Genomic DNA, 22,146 nt, shown 5'->3' with positions numbered 1-22,146 from the left:
TGTTTACACATGGCGCAGTGCCTCGACGACTTCCAGTTTCGCCGCACGCCGTGCCGGCCACCACGCCGAGACCGCGGCGATCAGGCTCAGGCCGATCGCGGTCAGCACGATCATGCGCGGCTCGCCCCAGACGCGGACGGTCAGCGGCACCGGTTCGACATTGCCCGGCGGCAGCCAGGTCAGTCCGGCGTGGTTGATCAGCCAGGCCAGCGCCAGCGCGACCAGCACGCCGAGGCCGCTGCCGACGAGGCCGAGCAGCATGCCTTCGAGCACGAACAGGCGCCGCACCCCGCCGCGGCGCAGGCCGATGGCGCGCAAGGTGCCGATCTCGGTGGTGCGCTCGACCACCGCCATGCTCATGGTATTGCCGACGGTGAACAGCACGATCACGCCGATCAGAAGCGCGATGAAGCCGAAGATCGCGCCGAACATGCCGACGATCTGGCCGTAGCTCGGGTTCAGTGTCGCGAAGTCGAGCACCGCCAGCGGCTGGTCCGGTGCGACTTGGGCGAGGAGCGCGGCCAGCCTTTGCTGCGCGGCCGGCAGGTCGGCGCTGTGCCGGAGCTGGACGACGATGGCGGTGGCTTTCGGCGCGTCGGCACCGTAGATCAGCCGTTGTGCCGCGCCGAAATGCAGCTGCACGTACAGGTCGTCCAGCTCCTTCACGCCCTGCGCTTCGGCGGCGACGACGTCGAGCCGGGCGACGTTCGGCGCGCCGTGGGCGTTGGCGGCGAGCAGTTCGACCTGGTTGGCCGCGCGGGGCGATCCGGCGTCCGGCACCTCGGCGGTATCGGCGGCGAGCGCGGTGATGTCGGCCGGCGCGTCGGCGCCGTCCTGTTTCGCCGGTTGCGGCGACGGGCAGTGGGCGACCTTGAGCGGCCCGCACAGCTGCAGCACGCGGGCGACGCCGAGGCCGATGACCGCGGCCTGCTCGGGCGTGCCGGTGAGCTTGAGCATTTTCGGCGTCAGCACGAAGCCGTAGTCATTCCAGCGCCGCATCACGTTCTGGTCGTCGATGACGACGCCGTTGCCGATTACGGTGCGCGACACGCCGGCGGCGTAGTTGCCGGCGATGCCGCCGAGGCTCAGCGTCGGCGTCACCACGGTGACCAGCGGCGCCAGCTGTGGGTCGGCCTTGATCGCCGCGATCAGCCGGCTGTAGCCGGCGATGCCGTAGGCCGCCGGGTTGCCGGTGCCGAACAGGAAGTAGTCCTTGTGCTGTACCTGCAGGTGGCCGCTGCGCTGGACGAAGCCGGTCTGCAGGCCGAGGTCGATGTTGCGGGCATAGCCGCCGAACAGCAGGATGGCGATGGCGCCGACGATCATCGCGAACAGTGTGGTGATCGAGCGGCGGCGGTTGCGGGCCAGATTGCGTGCGGCCAGTTGCAATGTGTTCATTTCGGATCTCGTCGGCAATCAGAGGGCAAACAGGGTGTGGTGCAGCCAGCGGTCCGGTCCGAAGATCGCGAACAGCCCGGCGACGACGGTGCCGATATAGGCGCCGATCACGTAGCGGCGGTGCGCGGCGATGTGGCCGGCGCGGACCCGGACGATCGCGGCCCACAAGCACCACAGCACCCACAGCGACAGCAGGTGGATGGGGCCGAAGCCGACGACCCGGCCGGGTGCGGCGCCCAGACCGAACGACGACAGCGCAACGACCAGCATCGCCAGTACCCAGCTGCGTCCGAGCCAGCGGTGGCGGTCGCCGCCCTTGGGCAGCGCCAGCTGCATGCCGCCGGCGAGCATCGCCCAGCCGGCCGTGGCGAGATGGAGCCCGCCGATCGGAGTCAGGATCGTGCTCATGCCGCAGCCCCCTGCAGGTCGCGCTCGATCACGGTGATCGCGCCGTCGCGGATGTGCACGGCGTCGTCGGCCTGCGCCAGCACCTGCGGGTCGTGCGACGAGAACACGAAGCTCACCCGGTAGTCGCGCTGCATCTGCCGCATCAGCGTCAGGATCGCCGCGCCGGTGTGGCTGTCGAGGTTGGCGGTCGGCTCGTCGGCGAGCACCAGTTGCGGACTGGTCGCCAGCGCCCGGGCGATCGCGACACGCTGGCGCTGGCCGCCCGAGAGCTGGTTGGGCCGGTTGCCGGCCTTGTCGGCGAGGCCGACCGCGGCGAGCAGCTCATCGACCCGGCGGCGGCGTGTGTCGCTGGCAACGCCGGTCAGCAGCAGCGGGTACTCGACGTTCTCGAACGCCGTCAGCACCGGCAGCAGGTTGAAGTTCTGGAACACGAAGCCGAGCCGGCGGGCGCGGAAATCGGACAGCGCATCGTCGTCGAGTTGCGCCAGATCCTGTCCGTCGACGACGACCCGGCCGCTGTCGGGGCGGTCGATGCCGCCGATCAGGTTCAGCAGCGTGGTCTTGCCGCTGCCCGAGGGGCCGGACAATACGGTGAAACGGTTGGCGCGGATCTCGAGGTCGACGCCGGTCAGCGCCGGCACGTCGACCTGGCCGAGGCGGTACTGTTTGTCGACCTGGTGCAGGACGACGGGAAAGTCTGGCTGCATGGCAGTGCTCGCAACGGAAGAGGGGCGGCGAACACGATGCACGGCCTGCGTGCATCCTTGAGCCGAGTCGTGTTCACCGCCCTCAATCTAAACGCTGCGGCGCAACAGTACGCCGGCATGTGACGACGCGTTGTGGGCGACGATGAAACGCCGTTGGCGGCGACGAGTTGCACAGGGTCGTGCAGGCCCGATCGCTCAGCCGGCCTGCAGCGCCTCGCGGTCGAGCAACGCCTGCTTGCGCGCCAGCCCCCAGCGGTAGCCGCCGAGGCTGCCGTCGGTGCGCACGACGCGGTGGCACGGGATCGCCACGGCGAGCGGGTTCGCACCACAGGCATTGGCGACCGCGCGTACCGCCGCGGGGCTGCCGATGCGTTCGGCGATGTCGGCATAGGTCGCCGTATCGCCGGGCGGAATCGCCCGCAGCGCCTGCCATACGCGTTGCTGGAATGCGCTGCCGCGGATGTCGAGCGGCAGGCTGGCGCCGATTCCGGGCGCGTCGATCAGCCCGACGACCCGCGCCATCCAGTCCTCGAATTCGGCGTCGCCACCGACCAGCTCGGCCCTGGGGAACACGTCCTGCAGCCGCTGCAGCAACGCATCGGCGGCGTCGCCGAGTTCGATCCGGCAGATGCCGGATTGGGTTGCGGCGACCAGCAGCGCGCCGAGCGAGCACTGGCCGATGCCGAAGCGGATCGTCTCGCCGACGCCGCCGGCCCGGAAGCGCAGCGGCGCCATGCCGAGCGTGGCATCGGCACCGGCGTAGAAACGGCTGGTGGCGTTGAAACCGGCGTCGAATACCGCGTCGGTGACCGAATGCCCGGCCGCCAGCGCGTCCTGCACCCGGCGGGTCCGTTGCGCGCTGGCATAGGCCTTGGGCGTGACACCGGTCAGCGCCTTGAACTGGCGGTGGAAATGCCACGGACTCAGCCCGGCCGCCGCGGCGAGCTCGGCCAGCGGCGGCGGCGTCTCGGCGGCGTCGATCTGCCGGCAGGCGGCAGCGATCAGGGAAGCGATGGAGGCGGCTGCCTTGGCGGACATGAGGGGCTCCGGGGACGGATACGACGCTTATAGCATTGCGCGGCGAGTCGCGGCAGGCTTCCCGGTTCTTGCGGTGTTGGCGGGGCAGGAGAGGGAGATAGCTGAGAGCCGGCTTGGCGTTTAGCGCCTGCGGCGCGGGTAAAGGCGTTTTGATGCGCGTTCCGCCGCGCAGACGGGAAGGGAGCTTTGTCTCGCCAAAGCCCCCTTCACCCCAAAGGCGCCCCGCGCCTGCGGCCCTCCGGGCTGCCCTCGATCGGTCGCGAGCCAAGCCGTGAAACCGGCTCGTCTCGCTCCACTCCTCGGCGCTGGCGAACGGGATAAAAGGCAGCGCATTTCTCAGTGCCGGTTGCATACCGCCCCGATCCCCTCAGAAGCGCCGAGCAGCGCAAGTCGGCACGGGGCAGTCGGGGATCGCTGTTTGAGCGCAGCGAGTTTGCGATTCCCGCCGTGACGACTGAGCAGCACAGGGGACCCCGAAGGGGCGCGAATGTGGGGTCGCCTTTTCTTTGGATACTTTCTTTTGGCGAAGCAAAAGAAAGTATCACGTCCGCCGGGCGGAACCGGCAATCAATGCCTTTACCCGCGCCGAAGGCGCTAACACTCTCACTGCCGCTGCGCCCGACAGCGCAAGCAACGCCCAAAGAAAAACCCGTCCGAAGACGGGTTTGAATATAGAGCGGGTTTTTATTGCTGTTGTTCAGCGGCGCGCGGCGTCGGCCAGCCGGCGGGCGGCGTCGGCGGCGCTCATCCGGTCGTCCTTCCAGTACGCCTCGATCACGTCGAAGAAGCCAAGGCGGACGTCGTCCTGCATCGCCATATTGTGCGCCCACGACGGCACCAGCACGCCCGATTGCGCGGCGCTGGCGAAGTCGCGTGCCGACTGGCGCGAGTAGTCGTCGAAGCGGCCGAGGTCGACGTCGGTGCGTGCCGGGATGTTGCCCTTGTGGAAGTTGAACGCTTCCTGGCCTTCGCGGCTCATCAAGAGCGAGACGAAGTCGCGCTGCGCGGCCGCGCGGTGCGGGTCGGTCTGCTTGAACATCGTCAGCGTGTCGGCGGCGAAGCACCAGTCGCCGCTGCCCGTCGGCGCCGGCCAGCACAGGTAGTCGCTGCCCTGGACCTTGCCGCCCTGGGTGAACTCGCTCTTGGCCCAGTCGCCCATCAGCTGCATCGCGGCGCGGCCGTTCATCACGTCGGCGGTGGCGAGGTTCCAGTCGCGGCCGACCGAGTCGGGCGTGATGTAGGGCTTGAGGCGCTTGAGCGTTTCCAGCGCGGTGATCATCTGCGAGCCGGTCAGCGCGCTGGGGTCGAGCTTGCTGAACGCCGACAGGTAGAACGGCGTGCCGCCGGTGCCGAGCGCAACGGCTTCGAACACGGTGCCGACCTGCCAGCTCTGTTCCGAGTGCGCCAGTGCCGGGATGCCGGCGGCCTTGAGCTTGTCGGCCATCACGAAGAAGTCGTTCCACGTGCGCGGCGCGGAGAGGCCAAGGCGTTTGACGATGCTGGCGTTGACCCACAGCATATTGGTGCGGGCGACGCCGAGCGGCACCGCCACATAGCGGCCGTCGTGCTGGATCATCGCGTCGAATACCGCCGGCAAGGAACTCGACCAGCGCTCGTCGCGGGCGACGTCGCTCAGGTCGGCGCAGACGCCGTCGCGCGCCCAGTTCATGATCTTCACGCCGCCGATCGCCGCGGCGGTCGGTGCGTCGCCCTGCTGGATGCGGCGCTTGAGCGTCTCGGTCGGGTTGGCGCCGCCGCTGGCGTCCTTCCAGTGGTGGCCTTGCGCGTTGAGCAGCGCCTTGATCTCGGACACCGCGCGCGCTTCGCTCGATGCCATCCAGCCGTGCTGGACCTCGATGTCGGCGAGCTTGAAGCGGCCGACGATCTCGAGCACCCTGGCGGCGCGTTCGTCGAGCGCGGTCAGCGACTGGCTGGCGTTGTGCAGCGCCGAGTCGGTCGCCTGCGCCATGCTGTTGATCTGCTCGGCCGACTGCGCCATCGTCGTCGTTGCCGACGACTGCTCGCGCGTTGCGTCGGCGATCTCGCGCACCACGTCGACGACGTGGTTCATCCGTTCGGCGATCTGCAGCATGTGGGTACGGGCTTCGCCGGCGCGCTCGACGCTCTGGCCGACGCGCTGCGAGGTGTACGCCATATTGCTGACCGCGCTCTGGGTTTCCTTGCCGACGGTTTCGATGCGCTTGGCGATCTCGATCGTCGCCTGGCCGGTGCGCTCGGCGAGCTTGCGCACTTCGTCGGCGACGACGGCAAAACCGCGGCCCTGTTCGCCGGCGCGTGCCGCCTCGATCGCCGCGTTCAGCGCCAAGAGGTTGGTCTGGTCGGCGATGTCGCGGATCACGCCGATGATGCTGCCGATTTCCTGCGAGCTTTTCGACAGCCCGTTCATCGTCGTGCCGAGCGAGGCCATCGCATCTGCGACGTGGCCGACTTCCTCGGTGACGCGCTCGACCGCGTGGGCGCTGTCGGCCGACTGGCGGCTGGTGTCGGCAACGGTGGTGTCGACGTCGTTGGCGTGCTCGGCGATGTGGTTGATGCTGACGGTGATCTGCTCGACCGTCGCCGCCGACGACGCGGCGAAGTCGGACTGGGTCCGGGTGTCCTTGGCCATCTGGCCGGTCAGCGCGGTCAGCTCGTGCAGGCTGATCGCCAGCGCTTCCATTTCACGTTGCGCCTCGCGCAGCGCATGCTGCTGGCGGGTGACGAACTGGTTGAAGGCCGCGGCGATCTCGCCGGTATCGCCAGAGCTTTCGGGTGCCCGGACCGACAGGTCGCCGTCGCGGTTCAGCGCGTCGAGCGCATCGCGCAGGCCGGCGATCGGGTTCAGCATGCGCCGCGCCAGCCAGAAGGTGACGCCGCCGAGTGCGGCAAGTGCGACGACGGCGATCGTCCAGGCGATGCCGTCGGGCTGGCTGCCGCCGGCGATGCGCTGGTAGCCGAGCAGAATGCCGAAACCGGCGATTCCGATGGCGCTGGCGACGCCGGCAATGCGTTGGCACATCGACATGGTGTTTCCTCCCATCCATCCGCCTGTCGTTCGGCGAATATCAAATTCTGCTTATGCGGTTCATTCTAACCCCGGGTTTTGCCGCGACGCTTCGAGGATGTAAGCAATGTTGCACGAATGTGACCTTGATCCAAGTCAAACATCATAAAATCACCAGAATGGCGCGAATTTTGTAAGATTTTTGAAAAATTTCATGTCAAATCAATACGATGGGTAAGCCTTGCCATGGCCGCGCTGCGGCGGGCGACTTAGAATCGGCTGCCCGTCCACCAAGGAGGCCCGATGACCGGCCCGGTGATTGCTTCGCTGCTCGATACCGATCTGTACAAGTTCACGATGATGCAGGAGATCCTCCATCATCAGCCCGAGGCCCGCGCCGAATACGGCTTCAAGTGCCGCAACGTGCCCGATGTGCCGCTGGCGCGCTTCAAGGCCGAGATCGACGCCGAGCTCGACCACCTGTGCACGCTGCGTTTCGCCGAAGACGAGCTGGCCTTCCTCGGCGGGCTGCGTTTCATCAGGTCCGACTTCATCGACTTCCTGCGGCTCTTTCAGTTGCAGCGGCATTTCGTCACCGTGTCGGTGCCGGCCGACGAGCCGGACGGGCTGGCCATCTCGATCAGGGGACCGATGCTCCACTGCATGCTGTTCGAGATCTACTGTCTGGCGATCGTCAACGAGGTGTACTTCCGCCATGTCGACGAAACCGCGGCGCTGGCGGTCGGCCGCGAACGCCTTGCCGCCAAGGTGGCGCTGCTGCGCGACTTCGCCCGCCAGCCGGCGCAGCGCTTCGATTTCATCTTCTACGATTTCGGCACCCGAAGGCGCTTCTCGCGCGCCTGGCACGAGGAGGTCGTCGCGACGCTGGCGCGCGAGGCGAAGCCGTATTTCCGCGGCACCAGCAATGTGTTGCTGGCGATGCGCCACGGCCTCACGCCGATCGGCACGATGGCGCACGAGTACCTGCAGGCGTTTCAGTCCTTCGGCTCGCGGCTGCGCGACTTCCAGCGCAACGCGCTTGAGCACTGGGTGCGCGAATACCGCGGCGACCTCGGCATCGCGCTGACCGACGTCGTCGGCACCGACGCCTTCCTGCGCGATTTCGACCTGTATTTCTGCAAGCTGTTCGACGGACTGCGCCACGATTTGGGCGACCCGTACGCATGGGGCGAGAAGGCGATCGCCCACTACCGGACGATGAAGATCGACCCGTCGACCAAGCAGCTGGTATTCAGCGACGGGCTCGACCTGCCGCGCGCGTTCGCACTGTACCGGCACTTTGCCGGCCGCGCGCCGACGAGCTTCGGCATCGGCACCGACCTCTCCAACGACTGCGGCCACACACCACTGCAGATCGTCATCAAGCTGCTCTACTGCAACGGCCAGCCGGTCGCCAAGGTCAGCGACAGCCCGGGCAAGGGCATGTGCGAGGACGTGAATTTCCTCAACTACCTCGGCGACGTGTTCGACCTGCCGATGTCAACCGGATGCGTGCCCGGGCGTTGATACAGGAGAGCGCGGCATTGCCGCGTCGAGCAGCTTGCGGGCGACCTGAGGGTCGCCCCTTTTTTATGCCGTGCGCCTATGCAGCGAGCCGGCCGAGGCCGTGGCGGCCGAGCAGCATGGCTGTCTCGTGCAGCGGCAGGCCGACGACGCCGGTGAAGCTGCCCTCAAGCCGGGCGACAAACAGCCCGCCGAGGCCCTGGATGCCGTAGGCGCCGGCCTTGTCCATCGGCTCGCCGCTCGCCACATACGCGGCGATCTGTGCGTCGCTCAGCTGCATGAAGGTCACGCGGCTCACCGACACGACCACGTCGACGCCGGCTTCGGTGCGCAGGCCGACGCCGGTCAGCACGTCGTGGGTGGTGCCGGACAGTCGCTGGAGCATCCGTGTCGCGTCGGCCGCATCGGCGGGCTTGCCGAGAATGACGCTGCCGAGCGCAACGGTGGTGTCGGCGGCGAGCACCGGCAGCGCTGCGAGCCCCTGTCCGTGCATCGCCGCCCAGCCGGCCTCGGCCTTGGCGGCGGCGAGCCGTTTCACGTAATCCAGCGGGGTTTCGTTCCCGAGCGGCGTCTCGTCGATCTCGGCGACGATGCGCTCGAAGGCGACGCCGGTCTGGCCGAGGAGTTCACGGCGGCGCGGGCTGCCGGAGGCGAGGTAGAGGTCGGTCATGGTGTCCCTGGGTGAATACGGGTTGCGGGTGCAGGAGGCCAATCGGCCCGACGTGTCGCGGTCAATTCGCGCCGATGCCGGATCAATGGCAATCGCGCCATCTTACAAGAAAAGTATTGAAAGGAACAATTGCATATCTTACGAGTTGTTGTTTCATTTTTGCGAATATGCAAGAATGACCTGTCATAATGCGCAATCGCTTTTTTTTTGCCGTGTACTAGAGTGGTTTTGCTGGGGTTGATGTCAAATCGCTCAGCGAACGATTTGTTTGGTCAATTGTCGCTATTTTTAATCGGAGATGGTCATGGCTGGAAAAATCACCTTTTGGGAAGGGAATGGCGCAACGCAGAATCAGGTCGGCAATACGCTGAATGGTGGCGCAAACTACAACATCGACTGCAAGAACGGCGATCATGGCTTCAGCAATGACGAAGCGCGCTCGTTGAGGCTGGAAGGCATTCCCGGCATGACCCTGATCAAGGTCTACGACAGCCCGTCGGCCAGCGAAGGCGACGACTGGGCCAAAATCGTCATCAAGGGGCCGATTCCGGGGGCCGTCGTTGTCGGCAGCTTCAATAGCAGCGCCAATCTGGATGGCGGCAATGTGGTGGTGACCAGTTATTACAAGGATGGCCTGGATGGAAAGATATCGAAAATCCTGATCGATTATCTGGAATGACCGTTGCTGGAATGGCGCGTGAATGCGGCGATCTGAACAGGATTCGGATCGCCGTATAATTCCGCATTGCGGAACCGGTTTTTATTGCCCGCGCCGATATTGCGCCAATCGGTGTGCCAGCGTGCCGGTGTGCAATTCGAACAGATTGTTGTCGTAATCGTAGAAATACAGCGATTGTCCTTCTCCGTCGACGCGCGGCCGTGGCGGCCTGATTTCGACGCCGAGCGCGGCCAGCCGCGCTGCGTAGGCGGGCAGGTCGGCGTCGTCGAGCGCAAATGCAGCGTGGCGGTAGGAGCGTTCGACCGGTTCGCCTTCCATCAGCGCCAGCCACACGCCGCCGAGCACGAAGAACTTTTCGCGCGAGAGCGAAAACTGCCGGTCGTCGCTGTCGTAGACCTCGTCGGCGCCGAGTCCCTCGGTCAGCAGCCGTGCGCTGCGATCGAGGTCGCGGACGATGAAGGTCAGGTGGCTGATGCCGCGTATTGCCATTTCAGGTCGTCATTTCAGTAATACGGTTCGCCGATGCCTTCGGCGGCGAACGCGCGCTGCACCGCCGGCCGCGCCATGCCGCGGGCGAGGAAGGCGGCCAGATGCGGGCGGCTGCGCGCCGGCCGGTGCATGCCGCGCGTCCAGCGGCACAGCATCAGCAGGTAGGCGTCAGCGGCGCTGTAGTGCTCGCCGAGCAGCCACGAGCCGCCGTGACGGGCAAACTCGGCTTCGAGCAGGTCGAGCATCTCGTTGATCCGCACTTCGGCGTGGTGCCGGATGACGTCGGCCTGCGCCGCGTCATCGCACAGCCGTTCGGGGTAGAAATAGGTCAGCGTCTCGGCCTGCAGCGTGTTGGTCAGGTAGACCAGCCACTTGTAGAAGTGCGCCCGCTCCCTGCTGCCCACCGCCGGGGCGAGGCCGGCCTCCGGGTGCCGGTCGACCAGATGCAGGCAGATCGCCGCGGTTTCGAACAGCACCAGAGCGTCGTCGACCAGTACCGGAATCCGCCCGGTCGGGTTCAGCTTCAGGTAGTCGGCCGATTTGTGCGCGTTCTGCGTCCGGTCGACGAGGCGCAGCGTGTGCGCGGCACCCAGCTCCTCGAGGACGATGTGCGGCGCAAGGTTGGCGTTGCCGGGGTAGTAGTGCAGTTCGTACATGGTCACTCCCGATGGTAGGGGTGGTTGTGCAGGATCGAATACGCCCGGTACAGCTGTTCGGCCAGCAGCACCCGCACCATGCCGTGCGGCAAGGTCATCGCCGACAGCTGCAGTAACTGGTCGGCGCGCTGCTTGACGCTGGGGTCGAGGCCGTCGGTGCCGCCGATGATGAACACGGTATCGCGGCCGTCGACGTGCCAGGCCTTCATCTTTTCGGCGAGCGCCATCGTCGTCCAGTTGGCGCCGCGTTCGTCCATCGCCAGCACGCGCGCGCCCTGCGGGATCGCGGCGAGGATGCGTTCGGCTTCCTCCTGCATGACCTGCTGCGGCGTCTTGCTGCCGGCACGCTTGTCCGGCTTGAGCTCGACCAGCGTCAGCGCAAACTCGCGCGGCAGCCGTTTCTGGTATTCGGCGAATCCGTCCTCGATCCAGCCGGGCATCTTGTGGCCGACGGCGATGATGATGAGCTTCATGGCTGTGTTCCGCCGGTAAAATGGGCCGATTTTACGCGCTGCGAGTTCCCCCGTGTCCGATCAGTCCGCCGATCTGCCTTCCGGTCCAGCCTGTGCGCTGCCCGAGCTTGTCCCGCCCGATCCGTGGCAGCCGGCCGTGCTGCACGCGGCGGCGGATTTCGTCGTTGCCTACAAGCCGCCGAACCTGTCGTTCCACCGCGAGCGCGACACGCCCGGCCTGGTCGAGCGCATCCGCGAGCTTTACGGCGCGCCGTTGTGGCCGGTGCACCGGCTCGATGCGATCACCTCGGGGCTGATCGTGCTGGCGACGTCAAACGACGCCGCCAGCGCATTCGGCGAACGCTTTGCCGCGCGCGAGATGGACAAGGTGTATCTGGCGCTGTCCGACCGCAAGCCGGCGAAGAAGCAGGGCATGATCAGCGGCGGCATGGCGGCCGGGCGCGGCGGCAACTGGCGGCTGACGCGCGAGGATGCGCTGTTCGCGAAAACGCGCTTCGTCAGCGCCAGTGTCTCGCCGGGGTTGCGGCTGTATGCACTCAAACCGTATACCGGCCGCACCCACCAGCTGCGGGTGGCGATGAAAAGCATCTCGGCGCCGATCGTCGGCGACACGCGCTACGGCGGCAGCGAGGCCGATCGCGGCTACCTGCACGCGACGCTGCTGGCGTTCGACTGGATTGACGGCGCGCATGCGTTCTACTGCCCGCCCTGTGCCGGCAGCCTGTTCGTGACCGACGCCTGCCGCATTGCACAAGCGTCGCTGGGCAACTTACAAACGGTCTGGTCCGGCTAGGCCGGTTGTCAGCGACGAGCGTTCCGTCGCCATCCGGGGCATATCCTCGCCGGCATGCCGCCGTCCGAGCGGCCCCCGAAGAAAAGGATGGAGACGATGCAATACCACCGCATTGCGGCCGCGCTCGCGGTCGCCGTCACGGCGCATGCCTACGCCGCCTACCCGGCGTGGCAGGAAGGCCAGACTTACACCGCCGGCAGCTACGTGTCTTACAGCGGCAGCGATTACCAGGCACTGGTCACGCATACCGCCTACGTCGGCGCCAACTGGAACCCGGCCTCGACGCCGACGCTGTGGAAGAAGATCGGCAGCGGTACGCCGACCCCCACACCGACGCCGACGCCCGCACCGACGCCCGCACCGACGCCCGCACCGACGCCCGCACCGACTCCGGCGCCGACCCCCGCGCCGACCCCCGCGCCGACCCCCGCGCCGACCCCCGCGCCGACTCCGGCGCCGACCCCTGCGCCAACCCCTGCGCCAACCCCTGCGCCGTCCGGCTGCACCGCCGCGGCGTGGTCGTCGAGCACCGCGTACAACGGTGGCGCGACGGTCAGCTACAACGGCCGCAACTATCAGGCCAAGTGGTGGACGCAGAACAACGTGCCGTCGAGCAGCACCGGTGAAGGCCAGCCGTGGAACGATCTGGGCGCCTGCTCCGGCACGCCGACGCCGACGCCGACCCCGACTCCGACTCCGACTCCGACTCCGACGCCGACGCCGACGCCGACCCCGACCCCGACCCCGACGCCCGCACCGGCGTCGTACAAGCCGCAGGTGAGCTTCATCGCCGCGCCGGCCGGCTACCCGACCGATGCGCAGTTCACCGCCGCCGAGAACGCGTTGGCATCGCAGGCCGGTACCGACGCCGGCGCCATCGCCCGCATCCGTGCCGCGCTGCGCGTGCTGCCCGATACCGAAGTCGAAGCCGTGGTGCCGGGGCGCGCCGCCAATCCGGACAACGTGAAGCGCGTCGAGCGCGTGCTCGGCGAAGCGAAGTTCGATTCGTTCTTCCCGGTGCGCAACATCGGCTACACCTACGTGAACTTCCTGCGCGGCGTGGCCAAGTTCCCGGCGTATTGCGACAACTACGGTGACGGCCGCGATGCCGATGCGATCTGCCGCAAGCTGCTGGCGACCTCGTTCGCCCACTTCGTCCAGGAAACCGGTGCCAACTGGCCGGCGCTGACCCCGGCGACCGCGCGCAGCTATCCGGCGCAGAACAACCCGGTGCTGGCGACGATGCCGCAGAACGAGGCGATCCCGACGTACAAGCAGGCGCTGTGGTACCTGCGCGAGAACGGCTATGTTGAGGGCTCGGCCGTCGGGGCGTACCAGGACTGCTTCCGCGGTACCGGCAGCTCGATCTTCTCGGTCTTCTACCCGTGCAGCCAGAACGCCTCGGGCCAGACGATCGACTACTTCGGCCGCGGCTCCAAGCAGCTCTCGTGGAACTACAACTACGGTGCCTTTAGCAAGTCGCTGTACGGCGACGTCAACGTGCTGCTCGACAATCCAGGTCGCGTAGCGGACACCTGGCTGAACTTCGCCTCGGCGATCTGGTTCGCGGTCTACCCGCAATCGCCCAAGCCGCCGATGACCTGGGTCGTCGACGGCACCTGGGTGCCGAACGCGGTCGACCAGGCCAACAACATGAGCCCGGGCTTCGGCGCCACCGTGCACATCATCAACGGCGGCATCGAGTGCGGCGGCGGTACCGAGAAGTCGCAGGTGCTGAACCGGATCGCGGCGTACAAGGAATTTGCCCGCGAACTGGCCGTGCCGGTGCCGGCCAGCGAGGTCCTCGGTTGCGCCAGCATGAAGGGCTTCCAGCCGGGTTCGGCCGCTGCGACCAAGGCCTACCTCGACAAGAACTGGGGCTACAACGGCAGCAACCCGGGCGGCGTGTCGTGGGCGTGCCAGCTGGTCGACTACCAGATGCCGTTCTCGCTCGCCAATCCGGGTGACTACAAGCAGTGCGTCGACTACATGTTCCGCGGCCAGGTGAAGTACAACGGCCAGATCGTGATCGACAACACCAAGTAATCCGCACCTGCAGATGCAGCAGCGGCGACCTTCGGGTCGCCGTTTTTCATGGCGGTGGCGGGCCTGCCCGATGTAGTTTCGCTTACATCGGTGGCCGGTTGACCTGCATCAATCCGGCCGGGCTTTTGCCGGAGGACGCTGGACAGACCGGATCACGGAGGATCTGTCATGAAAGCGCTGGTTTTTGGCGGCCCCGGCAGGATTTCGCTGGAAGACCGTCCCGACCCCGTACTGCAGCAAGCGGACGATGCGATCGTCCGCATCACCAAGACCACCATCTGCGGCACCGACCTGCACATCATCAAGGGCGACGTGCCGAGCTGTACGCCGGGCCGCATCCTCGGCCATGAAGGCGTCGGCGTCGTCGAGTCCGTCGGCCCGGCCGTCAGCGCATTCAAGCCCGGCGACAAGGTGCTGATTTCGTGCATCACCGCCTGCGGCAAGTGCGAGTTCTGCAAGAAGGGCATGTATTCGCACTGCACGACCGGCGGCTGGATCCTCGGCAACGAGATCGACGGCACGCAGGCCGGGAAGGTGCGCATTCCGCACGCCGACACCAGCCTCTACCCGTTGCCGGCCGGTGTCGACGAGGAAGCGCTGGTCATGCTCAGCGACATCCTGCCCACCGGTTTCGAATGCGGCGTGCTCAACGGCCGGGTTGCCCCCGGCGACACCGTCGCCATCGTCGGCGCCGGCCCGGTGGGGCTGGCGGCGCTGCTGACCGCGCAGTTCTATTCGCCGGCACGGATCATCATGATCGATCTGGACGAGCACCGGCTGCAGGTGGCGCGGCAGTTCGGCGCCACCGACACGGTGGGCAGCGGCGACGCCGCCGGGGCCGTGATGGCGCTGACCGGCGGGCGCGGCGTCGATGTCGCGATCGAGGCGGTCGGCGTGCCGGCGACGTTCACGCTGTGCGAGGACATCATCGCCGCCGGCGGCAACATCGCCGTGCTCGGCGTGCATGGCGTCAAGGTCGAGCTGCACCTCGAGCGGCTGTGGAGCCACAACATCACCCTGCGCACCGGCCTGGTCGATGCGCGCACCACGCCGATGCTGCTCAAGACCGTGGTCGCCGGCAAGCTCGATCCGGGCCGGCTCGTCACCCACCGCTTTGCGCTCGGCGACATCCTCGCCGCCTACGACACCTTCGGCAATGCGGCCGGCAATGCAGCGCTGAAGGTGATCATCGAGGCCTGAGTCAGGCGGCAGCCGGTTCGCGCCGCGTCGCCAGCAGCCAGACGGCGACACCGGCGGCGCTGAACGCGGCGCCGAGCCCGCACACCAGCGGCCAGCCGCCGTGGCTGTAGGCCCACGCCGACAGCAGCGAGCCGCTGCCGCCGCCGATGAAGTAGCAGGTCATGTACGCCGAGGTCAGCCGGCTGCGCGCCTCGGGGCGCAGCCGGTAGATCGCGCTCTGGTTGCTGACGTGCACCGCCTGCACCGCGAGATCGAGCACGAGGATGCCGACGACGAAGGCCGCGATCGAGTATTCGGCAAAGGCGATCGGCAGCCACGACGCCAGCAGCAGCACGAGCCCCTGCAGCGTGGCGCGCTCGCCTTGGCCGCGGTCGGCCAGCCGTCCGGCGTAGCCCGCCGCCAGCGCGCCGGCCGCGCCGACGAGGCCGAACAGGCCGATGCCCACGTCCGAGTAGTGGTAGGGCGCGCTCGACAGCAGGAAGGCCATCGGCGTCCACAGCACGCTGAAAATCGCGAACGACAGCCCGCCGAGCAGTGCGCGCAGCCGCAGCACCGGTTCCTCGCGCAGCAGCGCGAACACCGACGCCAGCAGTTGCGGGTAGCGCAGCGTATTGGGCTCCCTGTGCGTCGGCAGCGCACGCCACAGCGCCAGCGCCGTCAGTACCAAGAGCGGCGCGGCCACCCAGTACACAGTGCGCCAGCTGCCGATGCCGGCGAGCACGCCGGCGACGGTGCGCGCCAGCAGGATGCCGAGCAGCAGCCCGCTCATGATCGTGCCGACGACGCGGCCGCGCTGTTCGGGCGCCGCCAGCGCCGCCGCGAACGGCAGCAGGACCTGCGCAACGACCGAGAACAGCGCCGTCAGCGCGGTGCCGAACAGCATCATGCCGATGTGCTGGGCGCTGGCGGTGATCAGCAGCCCGACCGCGCCGAGCAAAGTCATCGACACGATCAGTGCACGGCGTTCGAGCAGGTCGCCCAGCGGTACCAGCAGCACCAGGCCGATCGCATAACCGAGCTGCGCGGCGGTGACGATCAGCCCGGCGGTGCCGGTCGACACGCCGAAGGTTTCGGCCAGCGTGTGCAGCAGCGGCTGGGCGTAATAGTTGCTGGCGACGGCGAGGCCGGTGGCGAAGGCCATCAGCGCGACCAGTGCCGGCGTGAGTTTTGCGGTCGATGCGGACATTGCTTGCATCCTGAAACATTGAATTGGCAAGCAGTATCCCACTGGCAAGTTCGATCACGCCAATGTATTGTTTTGATCGGATTGATCATTTTTCACGATGCAATGAACCTGCGCCAGATCGAGTACGCCGTCGCGGTTGCCGATTGCGAGAACTTCACCCGCGCCGCCGAAACCTGCCACACGGTGCAGTCGGCGCTCAGCCACCAGATTTCCCGGCTCGAGGACGAGCTCGGCGCGCCGCTGTTCGAGCGCACCTCGCGCCGGGTGCGGCTGACGCCGGCCGGCCGCGCCTTCCTGCCGGCGGCGCGGCAGCTGCTGCACGACGCCCAGCGCGTCCGCGACGAGGTCGCCGCCGCCACCGGGCAGATCCGCGGCACGCTGTCGGTGTCGGTGATCTCGGCGCTGACCGCACCCGACACCGTCGCGCTGCTGGGCGAATTCCACCGCCGCCATCCGCAGGTCGACATCCGGCTCGGCTCGGGGATGAGCGAGGTGATGCTCGCCGACGTGCGCGAACACCGCGTCGACGTCGCCTTCGTCGGCCTGTGGCCCGGCGAGGACATCACCGGCCTCAACGCGCTGCTGCTGTGCGACGAGGCGCTGGTCGCGGTGCTGCCGCCGGCGCATCCGCTGGCCGGCGCGGCCGAACTGAGCCTGCAGTCGCTCGCCGCCGAGCGCTGGGTCGACTACACCGCCGGCTGCGCCGCGCGCCGCCAGACCGACGAAGCATTCGACCGCGCCGGCGTAGTCCGCAGCGTGCATTTCGAGATCGACCACGTCGGCCTGCTCGAGCGCATCGTCCGTCAGGGCCTCGCCGTCGGCATGATGCCGGCCGGATCGGTGACATCGCTGGACGGCATCGTCGCCGTACCGGTCAGCGACGCGCCGACGCGGTGCGTCTACTGCGTCTGGGCGCGCCGGCCGACCCCGGCGGCGCAGGCGTTTGTCGAACTGGTCGTCGACGCGGCCAAGGAGGCATGAGATGGCGACGACACTGATCCTCGGCGGCGCTCGTTCGGGCAAGAGCGCGCTGGCCGAGCGGCTGGCGCTGGCTTCCGGCCGCGACATTGCGGTGATCGTCACGGCGACGCGACATCCCGGTGACGCCGAGATGGCGGCAAGGATCGCCCATCACCGTGCACGCCGTCCGGCGGGCTGGACCACGGTCGAAGCGCCGCTGGCGCTGGCCGACGCGATCCGCCGCGAGGCGACGCCGGGCCGGCTGGTACTGGTCGACTGCCTGACGGTCTGGCTGGCGAACCTGCTGTTCAGCGATGGCGCCGAGCATCCGGAAACCGGCGTGATCGCGTTGCCGGCCCGGCTGGCTGTCGAGCGCGACGCCTTGCTGGCGGCGCTGGCCGAGGTGCCCGGCGACGTTGTGCTCGTCGCCAACGAGGTCGGCCTTGGCATCGTGCCGCTCGGCGCGATCAACCGCGCCTTCGTCGACGAGGCGGGCCGGCTGAATCAGGCGGTCGCGGCGCTGTGCGACAACGCAGCCTTCGTCGCCGCCGGCCTGCCGCTGATGCTCAAGGGTGCGCTGCCGCCGGCTTGAGGCCGGTGCGACGGTTCGATATCACGTCGCCGCCGGCCTGCCGCTGATGCTCAAGGGTGCGCTGCCGCCGGTTTGAGGCCGGTACGACGATCCGATGTCACGTCGCCGAGGGTCTGCTGCCGGTACTCAGGGGCGCGTTGCCGGCCTGAGTCAGCGGGCGGCGTAGGCGTTCGGCACCATGATTTCCATCATCGTGTCCGGATACGCCGGCGGGGTGAAACCGTACTTTTCGTACAGCCCGTGCGCGCTGCTGGTGAACAGCATGAAGCGGCGCAGGCCCTGCAGGCGCGGATGCGCGATCACCGCGTCCATCAGCCGCCGGCTGTAACCGTTGCCGCGCTGCGGTTCGAGCACGAACACGTCGAGCAGGTAGGCGAAGGTCGCGTAATCGCTCACCACCCGGGCGTAGCCGACCTGCGCATCGCCGACGAACAGGCCAAAGTTCAGCGAGTTGGCGACCGATTCGCGCACCAGTTCGAGCGGTATCCCGCGCGCCCATTTCGACTCTTCGGCGAGGAAACGGTGGATGAGCGCGATGTCCTGTTCGGCAGGATCGGTACTGATGCGGACTGACGGCATGGGCGGCTGGCCTCGATTGCTGCGCTTACGATCGGATTTAAGTTGCAATAAACAATTACAAACCAGCCCGTCACATGGTTGCGCTAGTAAACTACTATCCAGGCTTGCGCATCAGATTCCAATCCAGCGGGGCGGTTGCTGCTGGCGGCAGCACGCTTCGCAGCACGGGCACAGATTAAATGGCAAAACCTTTTCCGGCCCGGCCGGCTCACCCGGAACGCATCTGCTGGGGCTGCGACAAATACTGCGCGACCTCGGCCATGCGCTGTGGCAACGGCTCGTCGCGGACACAGCACCCGATCGAAATTTTTGGCGACGACTGGCTTGACGATGCGCCGGACGAGCCAGGGACGGAATCGGCCAAGCGCGACTGAGTCTCGCCGATTCCATGCCGGCGCTCCGGGCGGCGGAGCTCAGTAATCCGGCTCGCCGTGGGCGCTGAGGATGTAGTCGTGGCGCGTCGGGTCGAGCTGCTGGGCGACGTAGGGCTGCAGCGCGGCGATGTGGCCTTCGTTGAGGATGTACGAGAGCTGCATGTGCGGGTCGGGCTTTTTCTGTTCCTTGGCGAACAGGCCGAGCAGGAAGGCGGTCGTGACGGTGTCGGCAACCGGCAGTTCGCCGACAAGCGCGCCGTCGAGGCCTTTTTCCCAGACTTCGATGATGCGGACGATTTTCATGGTGGTCTTCCTCGGGCTGGGGGGAGGGGATTATAACGCCAGGCTGCCGAACAGCGTCGCCAGTACGCCGGTCAGCAGCAGTGCGGTTTCGGTGATCTCGACGCCGGCGCCGAGGCAGTCGCCGCTGACGCCGCCGAGCCGGCGCTTGAGCCAGCGGCGGTAGGCCCAGACGATGAACGGCGCGGCGAGCAGCGCCGGCGCCAGCAGCAGCGACATCGTCACCAGCAGGCCGGTCCAGAACCACACGGCGTTGCTGCGATCCCAGCCGAACTGTTCGGCCATGCCCGGCGCCAGCGGCGGCAGCGTCTGCCAGCGGAACACGCCCCAGCGCGCCCAGGCCGGGGCAAGGACCAGCAGCCACCAGTGGCCAAGCCGGCAGACCAGCATCAGCAGCACCAGCTTGGCGGCGCACTGCAGCACCAGCACCAGCACGCCGAAGCTGCCGACATGCGGGTCCTTGACGACCGCGAGGAAGCGTTCCCGGTCGCGGTGCGCGGCGCCGAGGCCGTCGGCGAGGTCGGCGAGGCCGTCGAGATGCAGCCCGCCGGTGATCCATGCCCAGCCGGCCAGCCCGACCAGCGCGGCCAGCCACGGCTGCAGCGGCGCGAGCAGTGCGACCGGTATCGTCAGCAGCACGCCGATCAGGAGGCCGACCGCCGGGAACCAGCCGACGGCGCCGGCGAGCAGCTCGGGCTTGAAGTCGCGGACCTGCGGCGTCGGCAGCCGGGTGAGGAACTGCACCGCGAGCACCGGGCTGCGCCAGTCGAAGCTCAGCATGGCGCCTCCAGCTCCATCGCAAGCAGCACCGGCGGGTAGTCGGGCGTCCACCAGACGCTGACATGGGCGGCGTGGCCGGGCCAGAACTGGCCGTGGCGTGTTGGCGGCAGGCCGAGCCAGCGCAGCAGCAGCGCCTTGATCACGCCGCCGTGGGTGACGAGCAGGTGGTGGCCGTCGTTGGCACCGGCCAGCCAGCGGCGCAGGCCGGCGTCGATCCGGGCGGTGAACGTTGCCCAGTCCTCGCCGCCGGGCAGTGCCGCGGTCGGGTCGGCCTGCCAGCGTTGGTAGGTCATCGCGTCGGCATCGGTCAGGCCGGCGACGGCATGGCCGTTGAGCGCGCCGCAATCGAGTTCGGCAAATGCCATATCGACGTGGCACTGCAGTGCGCGCTGCCTTGCGGTGTCGGCGGCGAAGTCATGGCAGCGCGCGAGGCCGGACGTCGCGACCGCGCGGATCGGGTCGGCGGCATCAAGCCCGTCCCGGCGCTGCCGCAACTGCTGCCAGCCGAGCGGCGACAGCGGCGCATCGTGCCGGCCGATCAGCCCGGCGGGCGTTGTTTCGCCATGACGCAGCAGGGTCAGCCTGTGGCCGCTCATTGGCCGTCGCTGACGCCGGCGCTGGCGAAGGTCGCCATGTCGCGGTGCAGCGCCAGCGCGCTCTGCAGCAACGGCAGCACCAGCGCCGCGCCGCTGGCCTCGCCGAGCCGCAGCCCAAGGTCGACCAGCGGTTCGAGCCGCAGTGCCGCCAGTAGCGCGCGGTGGCCGCGCTCGTGCGAGCAGTGGCTGGCGAGCAGCCAGTCGCCGACGGCCGGGTCGTCGCGCACGGCGACCAGCGCGGCGGCGGTGCTGATGAAGCCGTCGAGCAGCACCGGCACGCCGGCGTGGGCGGCGGCACTGTAGAAGCCGGCGAGCGCGGCGATCTCGAGTCCGCCGACCTCGGCCAGCCATTCGCGCGCATTGCCCGCGCCGGCGGCCCGGGCGCGTTCGACCGCGTCGGCGACGACGGCGACCTTGTGGAGACGACGCGCGTCGTCGATGCCGGTGCCGTTGCCGACCGCGTCGTCGGCGCTGATGCCCGCGAGCGCGACGGCCAGGCAGGCCGCGGCGGTGGTGTTGGCGATGCCCATCTCGCCGCCGACCAGCAGGTTCTTGCCGCGGCCGATGGCCTCGAGCGCCGATTCGCGGCCGATGTTCCACGCCAGCGTCGCTTCGGCGACGCTCATCGCCGCCTCGCGGCGCAGGTTGTGCGTGCCGCGCGCGACCGGCGTGCGGAACAGCGGCGCGACCGTCTGCGCCGGGTAGGGGTAATCGTGGGCGACGCCGACGTCGATGATGCTCAGCGCGGCGCCGGCTTCGCGCGCCAGCACGTTGATCGCGGCGCCGCCGGTGACGAAGTTCGCGACCATCTGCCCGGTGACTTCCATCGGAAACGCCGATACCCCTTCGGCGGCGACGCCGTGGTCGGCGGCGAAGACGACAATGGCCGGCTGCAGCCTGAGCGGCACGACATTGCCCTGGCGCGCGGCGAACCAGACCGCCAGCGCCTCGAGCCGGCCAAGGCTGCCCGGTGGCTTCGTCAGCGTGTTCTGGTGCGCGAGCGCGGCGGCGGCGATGGCGGGATCGATCTTGGACATGGCGGTGGGCGTGGGAAACGGTTTAAACCGACAGGCTAGCACGCGGCGGTCAGGCGCGGCCGGCCACGCCGATCGCTTCCTCGAGCCGGGCCCGCGCTTCGGCCAGATCGGCCGGATCGCGCGAGCGTGCCGCGTCGGCCAGCGCGTCGTAGGCGGCGTCCCACAGCTCGTACAGCGGGCCGTCGCTGTTCTCGCGCTTGATCAGCGTGTAGTCGAGCGCGGCCTCGATCGAGTCGAGGTGCTTGTGCAGGCCGCCGGTTTCGAAGGTTTCGATCGTCGGGCCGATGGGGGTGACGCTCATGGTGGGCTCCCGTGTCCGGATACACCAGTCTAGTCCGGCCGGGGCATGCCGGGTGCATGGTACAATCCGCGCGCTTTCGCAAGGTGCCCCCTCGGGGGTGAAACGGGAATCAGGTGAGGAGTCGTCTCCAAGGCCTGAGCTGCCCCCGCAACGGTAAGCCGCAATGAACGCGCCCATCACGCCACTGTCGAGTCGACGGGAAGGCGGGCGCCGGAGCGGCGAGCCCGGAGACCGGCCTGCGGATTCGACGAAACGGAGGGCCCGGGGTGCGGCCGTCAGGATTCGCGGCGCCGTGGCGCCGCGTTGCATTGCGCGTCTTCCGTTGTTTTGCCCAAGCCTTGAGGCGGCGCCAGCCG

The 22,146-nt window shown here is 68.1% G+C and carries 24 protein-coding genes and 1 riboswitch; of the genes, 8 read left to right on the top strand and 16 right to left on the bottom strand.

Annotated features, from left to right (window positions below; translation table 11 throughout):
- Positions 1-3 precede the first annotated feature (3 nt).
- The 5 genes from BJP62_RS10255 to BJP62_RS18020 form a co-directional block, all read right to left on the bottom strand.
- Positions 4-1,398, bottom strand: coding sequence for an ABC transporter permease (locus BJP62_RS10255; RefSeq protein WP_070529545.1), 1,395 nt, complete (start codon positions 1,396-1,398; stop codon positions 4-6).
- An 18-nt stretch (positions 1,399-1,416) separates the two neighbouring features.
- The gene (locus BJP62_RS10250) at positions 1,417-1,806 is read right to left on the bottom strand and encodes a DUF2306 domain-containing protein (protein ID WP_070529544.1); all 390 of its coding nucleotides are present in this window, start codon (positions 1,804-1,806) and stop codon (positions 1,417-1,419) included.
- Positions 1,803-2,513 carry an ABC transporter ATP-binding protein gene (locus BJP62_RS10245; RefSeq protein WP_070529543.1) on the bottom strand — a complete coding sequence of 237 codons (711 nt, stop codon included), beginning with the start codon at positions 2,511-2,513 and terminating at the stop codon, positions 1,803-1,805. Before BJP62_RS10245 ends, BJP62_RS10250 begins: the two co-directional genes overlap by 4 nt.
- Before the next feature lie 195 nt (positions 2,514-2,708).
- Positions 2,709-3,551 carry a methylated-DNA--[protein]-cysteine S-methyltransferase gene (locus BJP62_RS10240; protein ID WP_070529542.1) on the bottom strand — a complete coding sequence of 281 codons (843 nt, stop codon included), beginning with the start codon at positions 3,549-3,551 and terminating at the stop codon, positions 2,709-2,711.
- A gap of 697 nt (positions 3,552-4,248) precedes the next feature.
- Positions 4,249-6,576, bottom strand: coding sequence for an extracellular solute-binding protein (locus tag BJP62_RS18020; RefSeq protein ID WP_168163824.1), 2,328 nt, complete (start codon positions 6,574-6,576; stop codon positions 4,249-4,251).
- Positions 6,577-6,858: 282 nt separating this feature from the next.
- On the opposite strand from BJP62_RS18020, the gene pncB reads away from it, so the two are divergent.
- Positions 6,859-8,082: a nicotinate phosphoribosyltransferase gene (gene pncB / locus BJP62_RS10230; protein ID WP_070529541.1), complete on the top strand. Its 1,224-nt coding sequence runs from the start codon at positions 6,859-6,861 to the stop codon at positions 8,080-8,082.
- 76 nt (positions 8,083-8,158) lie between these two features.
- Here pncB and BJP62_RS10225 read toward each other — a convergent pair whose 3' ends face one another.
- A complete protein-coding gene (locus tag BJP62_RS10225; RefSeq protein WP_070529540.1) occupies positions 8,159-8,749 on the bottom strand; it encodes a nucleoside triphosphate pyrophosphatase in 591 nt (196 codons plus the stop codon).
- A 304-nt stretch (positions 8,750-9,053) separates the two neighbouring features.
- Here BJP62_RS10225 and BJP62_RS10220 point away from each other — a divergent pair, with 304 nt between their 5' ends.
- The gene (locus tag BJP62_RS10220) at positions 9,054-9,428 is read left to right on the top strand and encodes a hypothetical protein (RefSeq protein ID WP_070529538.1); all 375 of its coding nucleotides are present in this window, start codon (positions 9,054-9,056) and stop codon (positions 9,426-9,428) included.
- Between the two features lie 81 nt (positions 9,429-9,509).
- Here the strand turns inward: BJP62_RS10220 and fosX are convergent, their stop codons facing one another.
- Genes fosX through rlmH form a run of 3 tightly spaced genes read right to left on the bottom strand, consistent with a single transcriptional unit; the run spans position 9,510 to position 11,046 of the window.
- Positions 9,510-9,917 carry a FosX/FosE/FosI family fosfomycin resistance hydrolase gene (gene fosX / locus BJP62_RS10215; RefSeq protein ID WP_070529537.1) on the bottom strand — a complete coding sequence of 136 codons (408 nt, stop codon included), beginning with the start codon at positions 9,915-9,917 and terminating at the stop codon, positions 9,510-9,512.
- A gap of 14 nt (positions 9,918-9,931) precedes the next feature.
- Positions 9,932-10,573 (bottom strand): glutathione S-transferase family protein, encoded by a 642-nt coding sequence (locus BJP62_RS10210; RefSeq protein WP_070529535.1) that lies wholly within the window; start codon positions 10,571-10,573, stop codon positions 9,932-9,934.
- 2 nt (positions 10,574-10,575) lie between these two features.
- Positions 10,576-11,046 carry a 23S rRNA (pseudouridine(1915)-N(3))-methyltransferase RlmH gene (gene rlmH / locus BJP62_RS10205; protein ID WP_070529534.1) on the bottom strand — a complete coding sequence of 157 codons (471 nt, stop codon included), beginning with the start codon at positions 11,044-11,046 and terminating at the stop codon, positions 10,576-10,578.
- 52 nt (positions 11,047-11,098) lie between these two features.
- Between rlmH and BJP62_RS10200 the strand changes: the two genes are divergently transcribed.
- The 3 genes from BJP62_RS10200 to BJP62_RS10190 all read left to right on the top strand — a co-directional run bounded on the left by BJP62_RS10200 (position 11,099) and on the right by BJP62_RS10190 (position 15,085).
- Positions 11,099-11,839: a pseudouridine synthase gene (locus BJP62_RS10200; protein ID WP_236943593.1), complete on the top strand. Its 741-nt coding sequence runs from the start codon at positions 11,099-11,101 to the stop codon at positions 11,837-11,839.
- 96 nt (positions 11,840-11,935) lie between these two features.
- Positions 11,936-13,885: a glycoside hydrolase family 19 protein gene (locus tag BJP62_RS18855; protein WP_083300836.1), complete on the top strand. Its 1,950-nt coding sequence runs from the start codon at positions 11,936-11,938 to the stop codon at positions 13,883-13,885.
- A 168-nt stretch (positions 13,886-14,053) separates the two neighbouring features.
- The gene (locus BJP62_RS10190; RefSeq protein WP_070529530.1) at positions 14,054-15,085 is read left to right on the top strand and encodes a zinc-dependent alcohol dehydrogenase family protein; all 1,032 of its coding nucleotides are present in this window, start codon (positions 14,054-14,056) and stop codon (positions 15,083-15,085) included.
- A 1-nt stretch (position 15,086) separates the two neighbouring features.
- On the opposite strand, the gene BJP62_RS10185 is transcribed toward BJP62_RS10190, so the two are convergent.
- Entirely contained in the window at positions 15,087-16,271 is a 1,185-nt protein-coding gene (locus BJP62_RS10185) for an MFS transporter (RefSeq protein ID WP_070529528.1), read from the bottom strand.
- Between the two features lie 102 nt (positions 16,272-16,373).
- On the opposite strand from BJP62_RS10185, the gene BJP62_RS10180 reads away from it, so the two are divergent.
- Positions 16,374-17,252 (top strand): LysR substrate-binding domain-containing protein, encoded by an 879-nt coding sequence (locus BJP62_RS10180; RefSeq protein ID WP_070529527.1) that lies wholly within the window; start codon positions 16,374-16,376, stop codon positions 17,250-17,252.
- A 1-nt stretch (position 17,253) separates the two neighbouring features.
- On the top strand, positions 17,254-17,823 hold the full coding sequence (cobU, locus tag BJP62_RS10175; protein ID WP_070529525.1) for a bifunctional adenosylcobinamide kinase/adenosylcobinamide-phosphate guanylyltransferase: 570 nt from the start codon (positions 17,254-17,256) through the stop codon (positions 17,821-17,823).
- A gap of 150 nt (positions 17,824-17,973) precedes the next feature.
- On the opposite strand, the gene BJP62_RS10170 is transcribed toward cobU, so the two are convergent.
- Positions 17,974-18,402, bottom strand: coding sequence for a GNAT family N-acetyltransferase (locus BJP62_RS10170; RefSeq protein ID WP_070529523.1), 429 nt, complete (start codon positions 18,400-18,402; stop codon positions 17,974-17,976).
- Positions 18,403-18,581: 179 nt separating this feature from the next.
- Here BJP62_RS10170 and BJP62_RS10165 point away from each other — a divergent pair, with 179 nt between their 5' ends.
- Positions 18,582-18,776 carry a DUF3079 domain-containing protein gene (locus BJP62_RS10165; RefSeq protein WP_070529521.1) on the top strand — a complete coding sequence of 65 codons (195 nt, stop codon included), beginning with the start codon at positions 18,582-18,584 and terminating at the stop codon, positions 18,774-18,776.
- A 39-nt stretch (positions 18,777-18,815) separates the two neighbouring features.
- On the opposite strand, the gene BJP62_RS10160 is transcribed toward BJP62_RS10165, so the two are convergent.
- The 5 genes from BJP62_RS10160 to BJP62_RS10140 are packed head-to-tail and all read right to left on the bottom strand — an operon-like array spanning position 18,816 to position 21,790.
- Positions 18,816-19,079: a hypothetical protein gene (locus BJP62_RS10160; protein WP_070529518.1), complete on the bottom strand. Its 264-nt coding sequence runs from the start codon at positions 19,077-19,079 to the stop codon at positions 18,816-18,818.
- A gap of 30 nt (positions 19,080-19,109) precedes the next feature.
- Positions 19,110-19,856 (bottom strand): adenosylcobinamide-GDP ribazoletransferase, encoded by a 747-nt coding sequence (cobS, locus tag BJP62_RS10155; RefSeq protein WP_070529517.1) that lies wholly within the window; start codon positions 19,854-19,856, stop codon positions 19,110-19,112.
- Positions 19,850-20,452: a histidine phosphatase family protein gene (locus BJP62_RS10150; protein ID WP_070529516.1), complete on the bottom strand. Its 603-nt coding sequence runs from the start codon at positions 20,450-20,452 to the stop codon at positions 19,850-19,852. Before BJP62_RS10150 ends, cobS begins: the two co-directional genes overlap by 7 nt.
- Positions 20,449-21,489 carry a nicotinate-nucleotide--dimethylbenzimidazole phosphoribosyltransferase gene (gene cobT, locus BJP62_RS10145; RefSeq protein WP_070529514.1) on the bottom strand — a complete coding sequence of 347 codons (1,041 nt, stop codon included), beginning with the start codon at positions 21,487-21,489 and terminating at the stop codon, positions 20,449-20,451. The genes BJP62_RS10150 and cobT overlap by 4 nt, the downstream gene beginning before the upstream one ends.
- Positions 21,490-21,538: 49 nt before the next feature.
- Positions 21,539-21,790, bottom strand: a complete 252-nt coding sequence (locus BJP62_RS10140; RefSeq protein ID WP_070529512.1) for a hypothetical protein — start codon at positions 21,788-21,790, stop codon at positions 21,539-21,541.
- Positions 21,791-21,853: 63 nt separating this feature from the next.
- Positions 21,854-22,045: riboswitch (cobalamin riboswitch) on the top strand.
- The last annotated feature ends 101 nt before the right edge of the window (positions 22,046-22,146 follow it).

It is taken from the genome of Jeongeupia sp. USM3 (assembly GCF_001808185.1).
Taxonomy (GTDB): Bacteria; Pseudomonadota; Gammaproteobacteria; order Burkholderiales; family Chitinibacteraceae; genus Jeongeupia.
This window is presented reverse-complemented; position numbering and strand designations above follow the sequence as displayed.

What these genes read in the sequence shown, in the direction of transcription:
- BJP62_RS10180 (WP_070529527.1), top strand. Translation starts at nt 16,374, where the DNA reads ATGAACCTGCGCCAGATCGAGTACGCCGTCGCGGTTGCCGATTGCGAG.
- fosX (WP_070529537.1), bottom strand. Translation starts at nt 9,917, where the DNA reads ATGGCAATACGCGGCATCAGCCACCTGACCTTCATCGTCCGCGACCTC.
- cobS (WP_070529517.1), bottom strand. Translation starts at nt 19,856, where the DNA reads ATGCTGAGCTTCGACTGGCGCAGCCCGGTGCTCGCGGTGCAGTTCCTC.
- BJP62_RS10185 (WP_070529528.1), bottom strand. Translation starts at nt 16,271, where the DNA reads ATGTCCGCATCGACCGCAAAACTCACGCCGGCACTGGTCGCGCTGATG.
- BJP62_RS10240 (WP_070529542.1), bottom strand. Translation starts at nt 3,551, where the DNA reads ATGTCCGCCAAGGCAGCCGCCTCCATCGCTTCCCTGATCGCTGCCGCC.
- pncB (WP_070529541.1), top strand. Translation starts at nt 6,859, where the DNA reads ATGACCGGCCCGGTGATTGCTTCGCTGCTCGATACCGATCTGTACAAG.
- cobT (WP_070529514.1), bottom strand. Translation starts at nt 21,489, where the DNA reads ATGTCCAAGATCGATCCCGCCATCGCCGCCGCCGCGCTCGCGCACCAG.
- BJP62_RS10160 (WP_070529518.1), bottom strand. Translation starts at nt 19,079, where the DNA reads ATGAAAATCGTCCGCATCATCGAAGTCTGGGAAAAAGGCCTCGACGGC.
- rlmH (WP_070529534.1), bottom strand. Translation starts at nt 11,046, where the DNA reads ATGAAGCTCATCATCATCGCCGTCGGCCACAAGATGCCCGGCTGGATC.
- BJP62_RS10255 (WP_070529545.1), bottom strand. Translation starts at nt 1,398, where the DNA reads ATGAACACATTGCAACTGGCCGCACGCAATCTGGCCCGCAACCGCCGC.
- BJP62_RS10165 (WP_070529521.1), top strand. Translation starts at nt 18,582, where the DNA reads ATGGCAAAACCTTTTCCGGCCCGGCCGGCTCACCCGGAACGCATCTGC.
- BJP62_RS10225 (WP_070529540.1), bottom strand. Translation starts at nt 8,749, where the DNA reads ATGACCGACCTCTACCTCGCCTCCGGCAGCCCGCGCCGCCGTGAACTC.
- BJP62_RS10170 (WP_070529523.1), bottom strand. Translation starts at nt 18,402, where the DNA reads ATGCCGTCAGTCCGCATCAGTACCGATCCTGCCGAACAGGACATCGCG.
- BJP62_RS10210 (WP_070529535.1), bottom strand. Translation starts at nt 10,573, where the DNA reads ATGTACGAACTGCACTACTACCCCGGCAACGCCAACCTTGCGCCGCAC.
- BJP62_RS10150 (WP_070529516.1), bottom strand. Translation starts at nt 20,452, where the DNA reads ATGAGCGGCCACAGGCTGACCCTGCTGCGTCATGGCGAAACAACGCCC.
- BJP62_RS10140 (WP_070529512.1), bottom strand. Translation starts at nt 21,790, where the DNA reads ATGAGCGTCACCCCCATCGGCCCGACGATCGAAACCTTCGAAACCGGC.
- BJP62_RS18855 (WP_083300836.1), top strand. Translation starts at nt 11,936, where the DNA reads ATGCAATACCACCGCATTGCGGCCGCGCTCGCGGTCGCCGTCACGGCG.
- BJP62_RS10245 (WP_070529543.1), bottom strand. Translation starts at nt 2,513, where the DNA reads ATGCAGCCAGACTTTCCCGTCGTCCTGCACCAGGTCGACAAACAGTAC.
- BJP62_RS10190 (WP_070529530.1), top strand. Translation starts at nt 14,054, where the DNA reads ATGAAAGCGCTGGTTTTTGGCGGCCCCGGCAGGATTTCGCTGGAAGAC.
- cobU (WP_070529525.1), top strand. Translation starts at nt 17,254, where the DNA reads ATGGCGACGACACTGATCCTCGGCGGCGCTCGTTCGGGCAAGAGCGCG.
- BJP62_RS10220 (WP_070529538.1), top strand. Translation starts at nt 9,054, where the DNA reads ATGGCTGGAAAAATCACCTTTTGGGAAGGGAATGGCGCAACGCAGAAT.
- BJP62_RS10250 (WP_070529544.1), bottom strand. Translation starts at nt 1,806, where the DNA reads ATGAGCACGATCCTGACTCCGATCGGCGGGCTCCATCTCGCCACGGCC.
- BJP62_RS18020 (WP_168163824.1), bottom strand. Translation starts at nt 6,576, where the DNA reads ATGTCGATGTGCCAACGCATTGCCGGCGTCGCCAGCGCCATCGGAATC.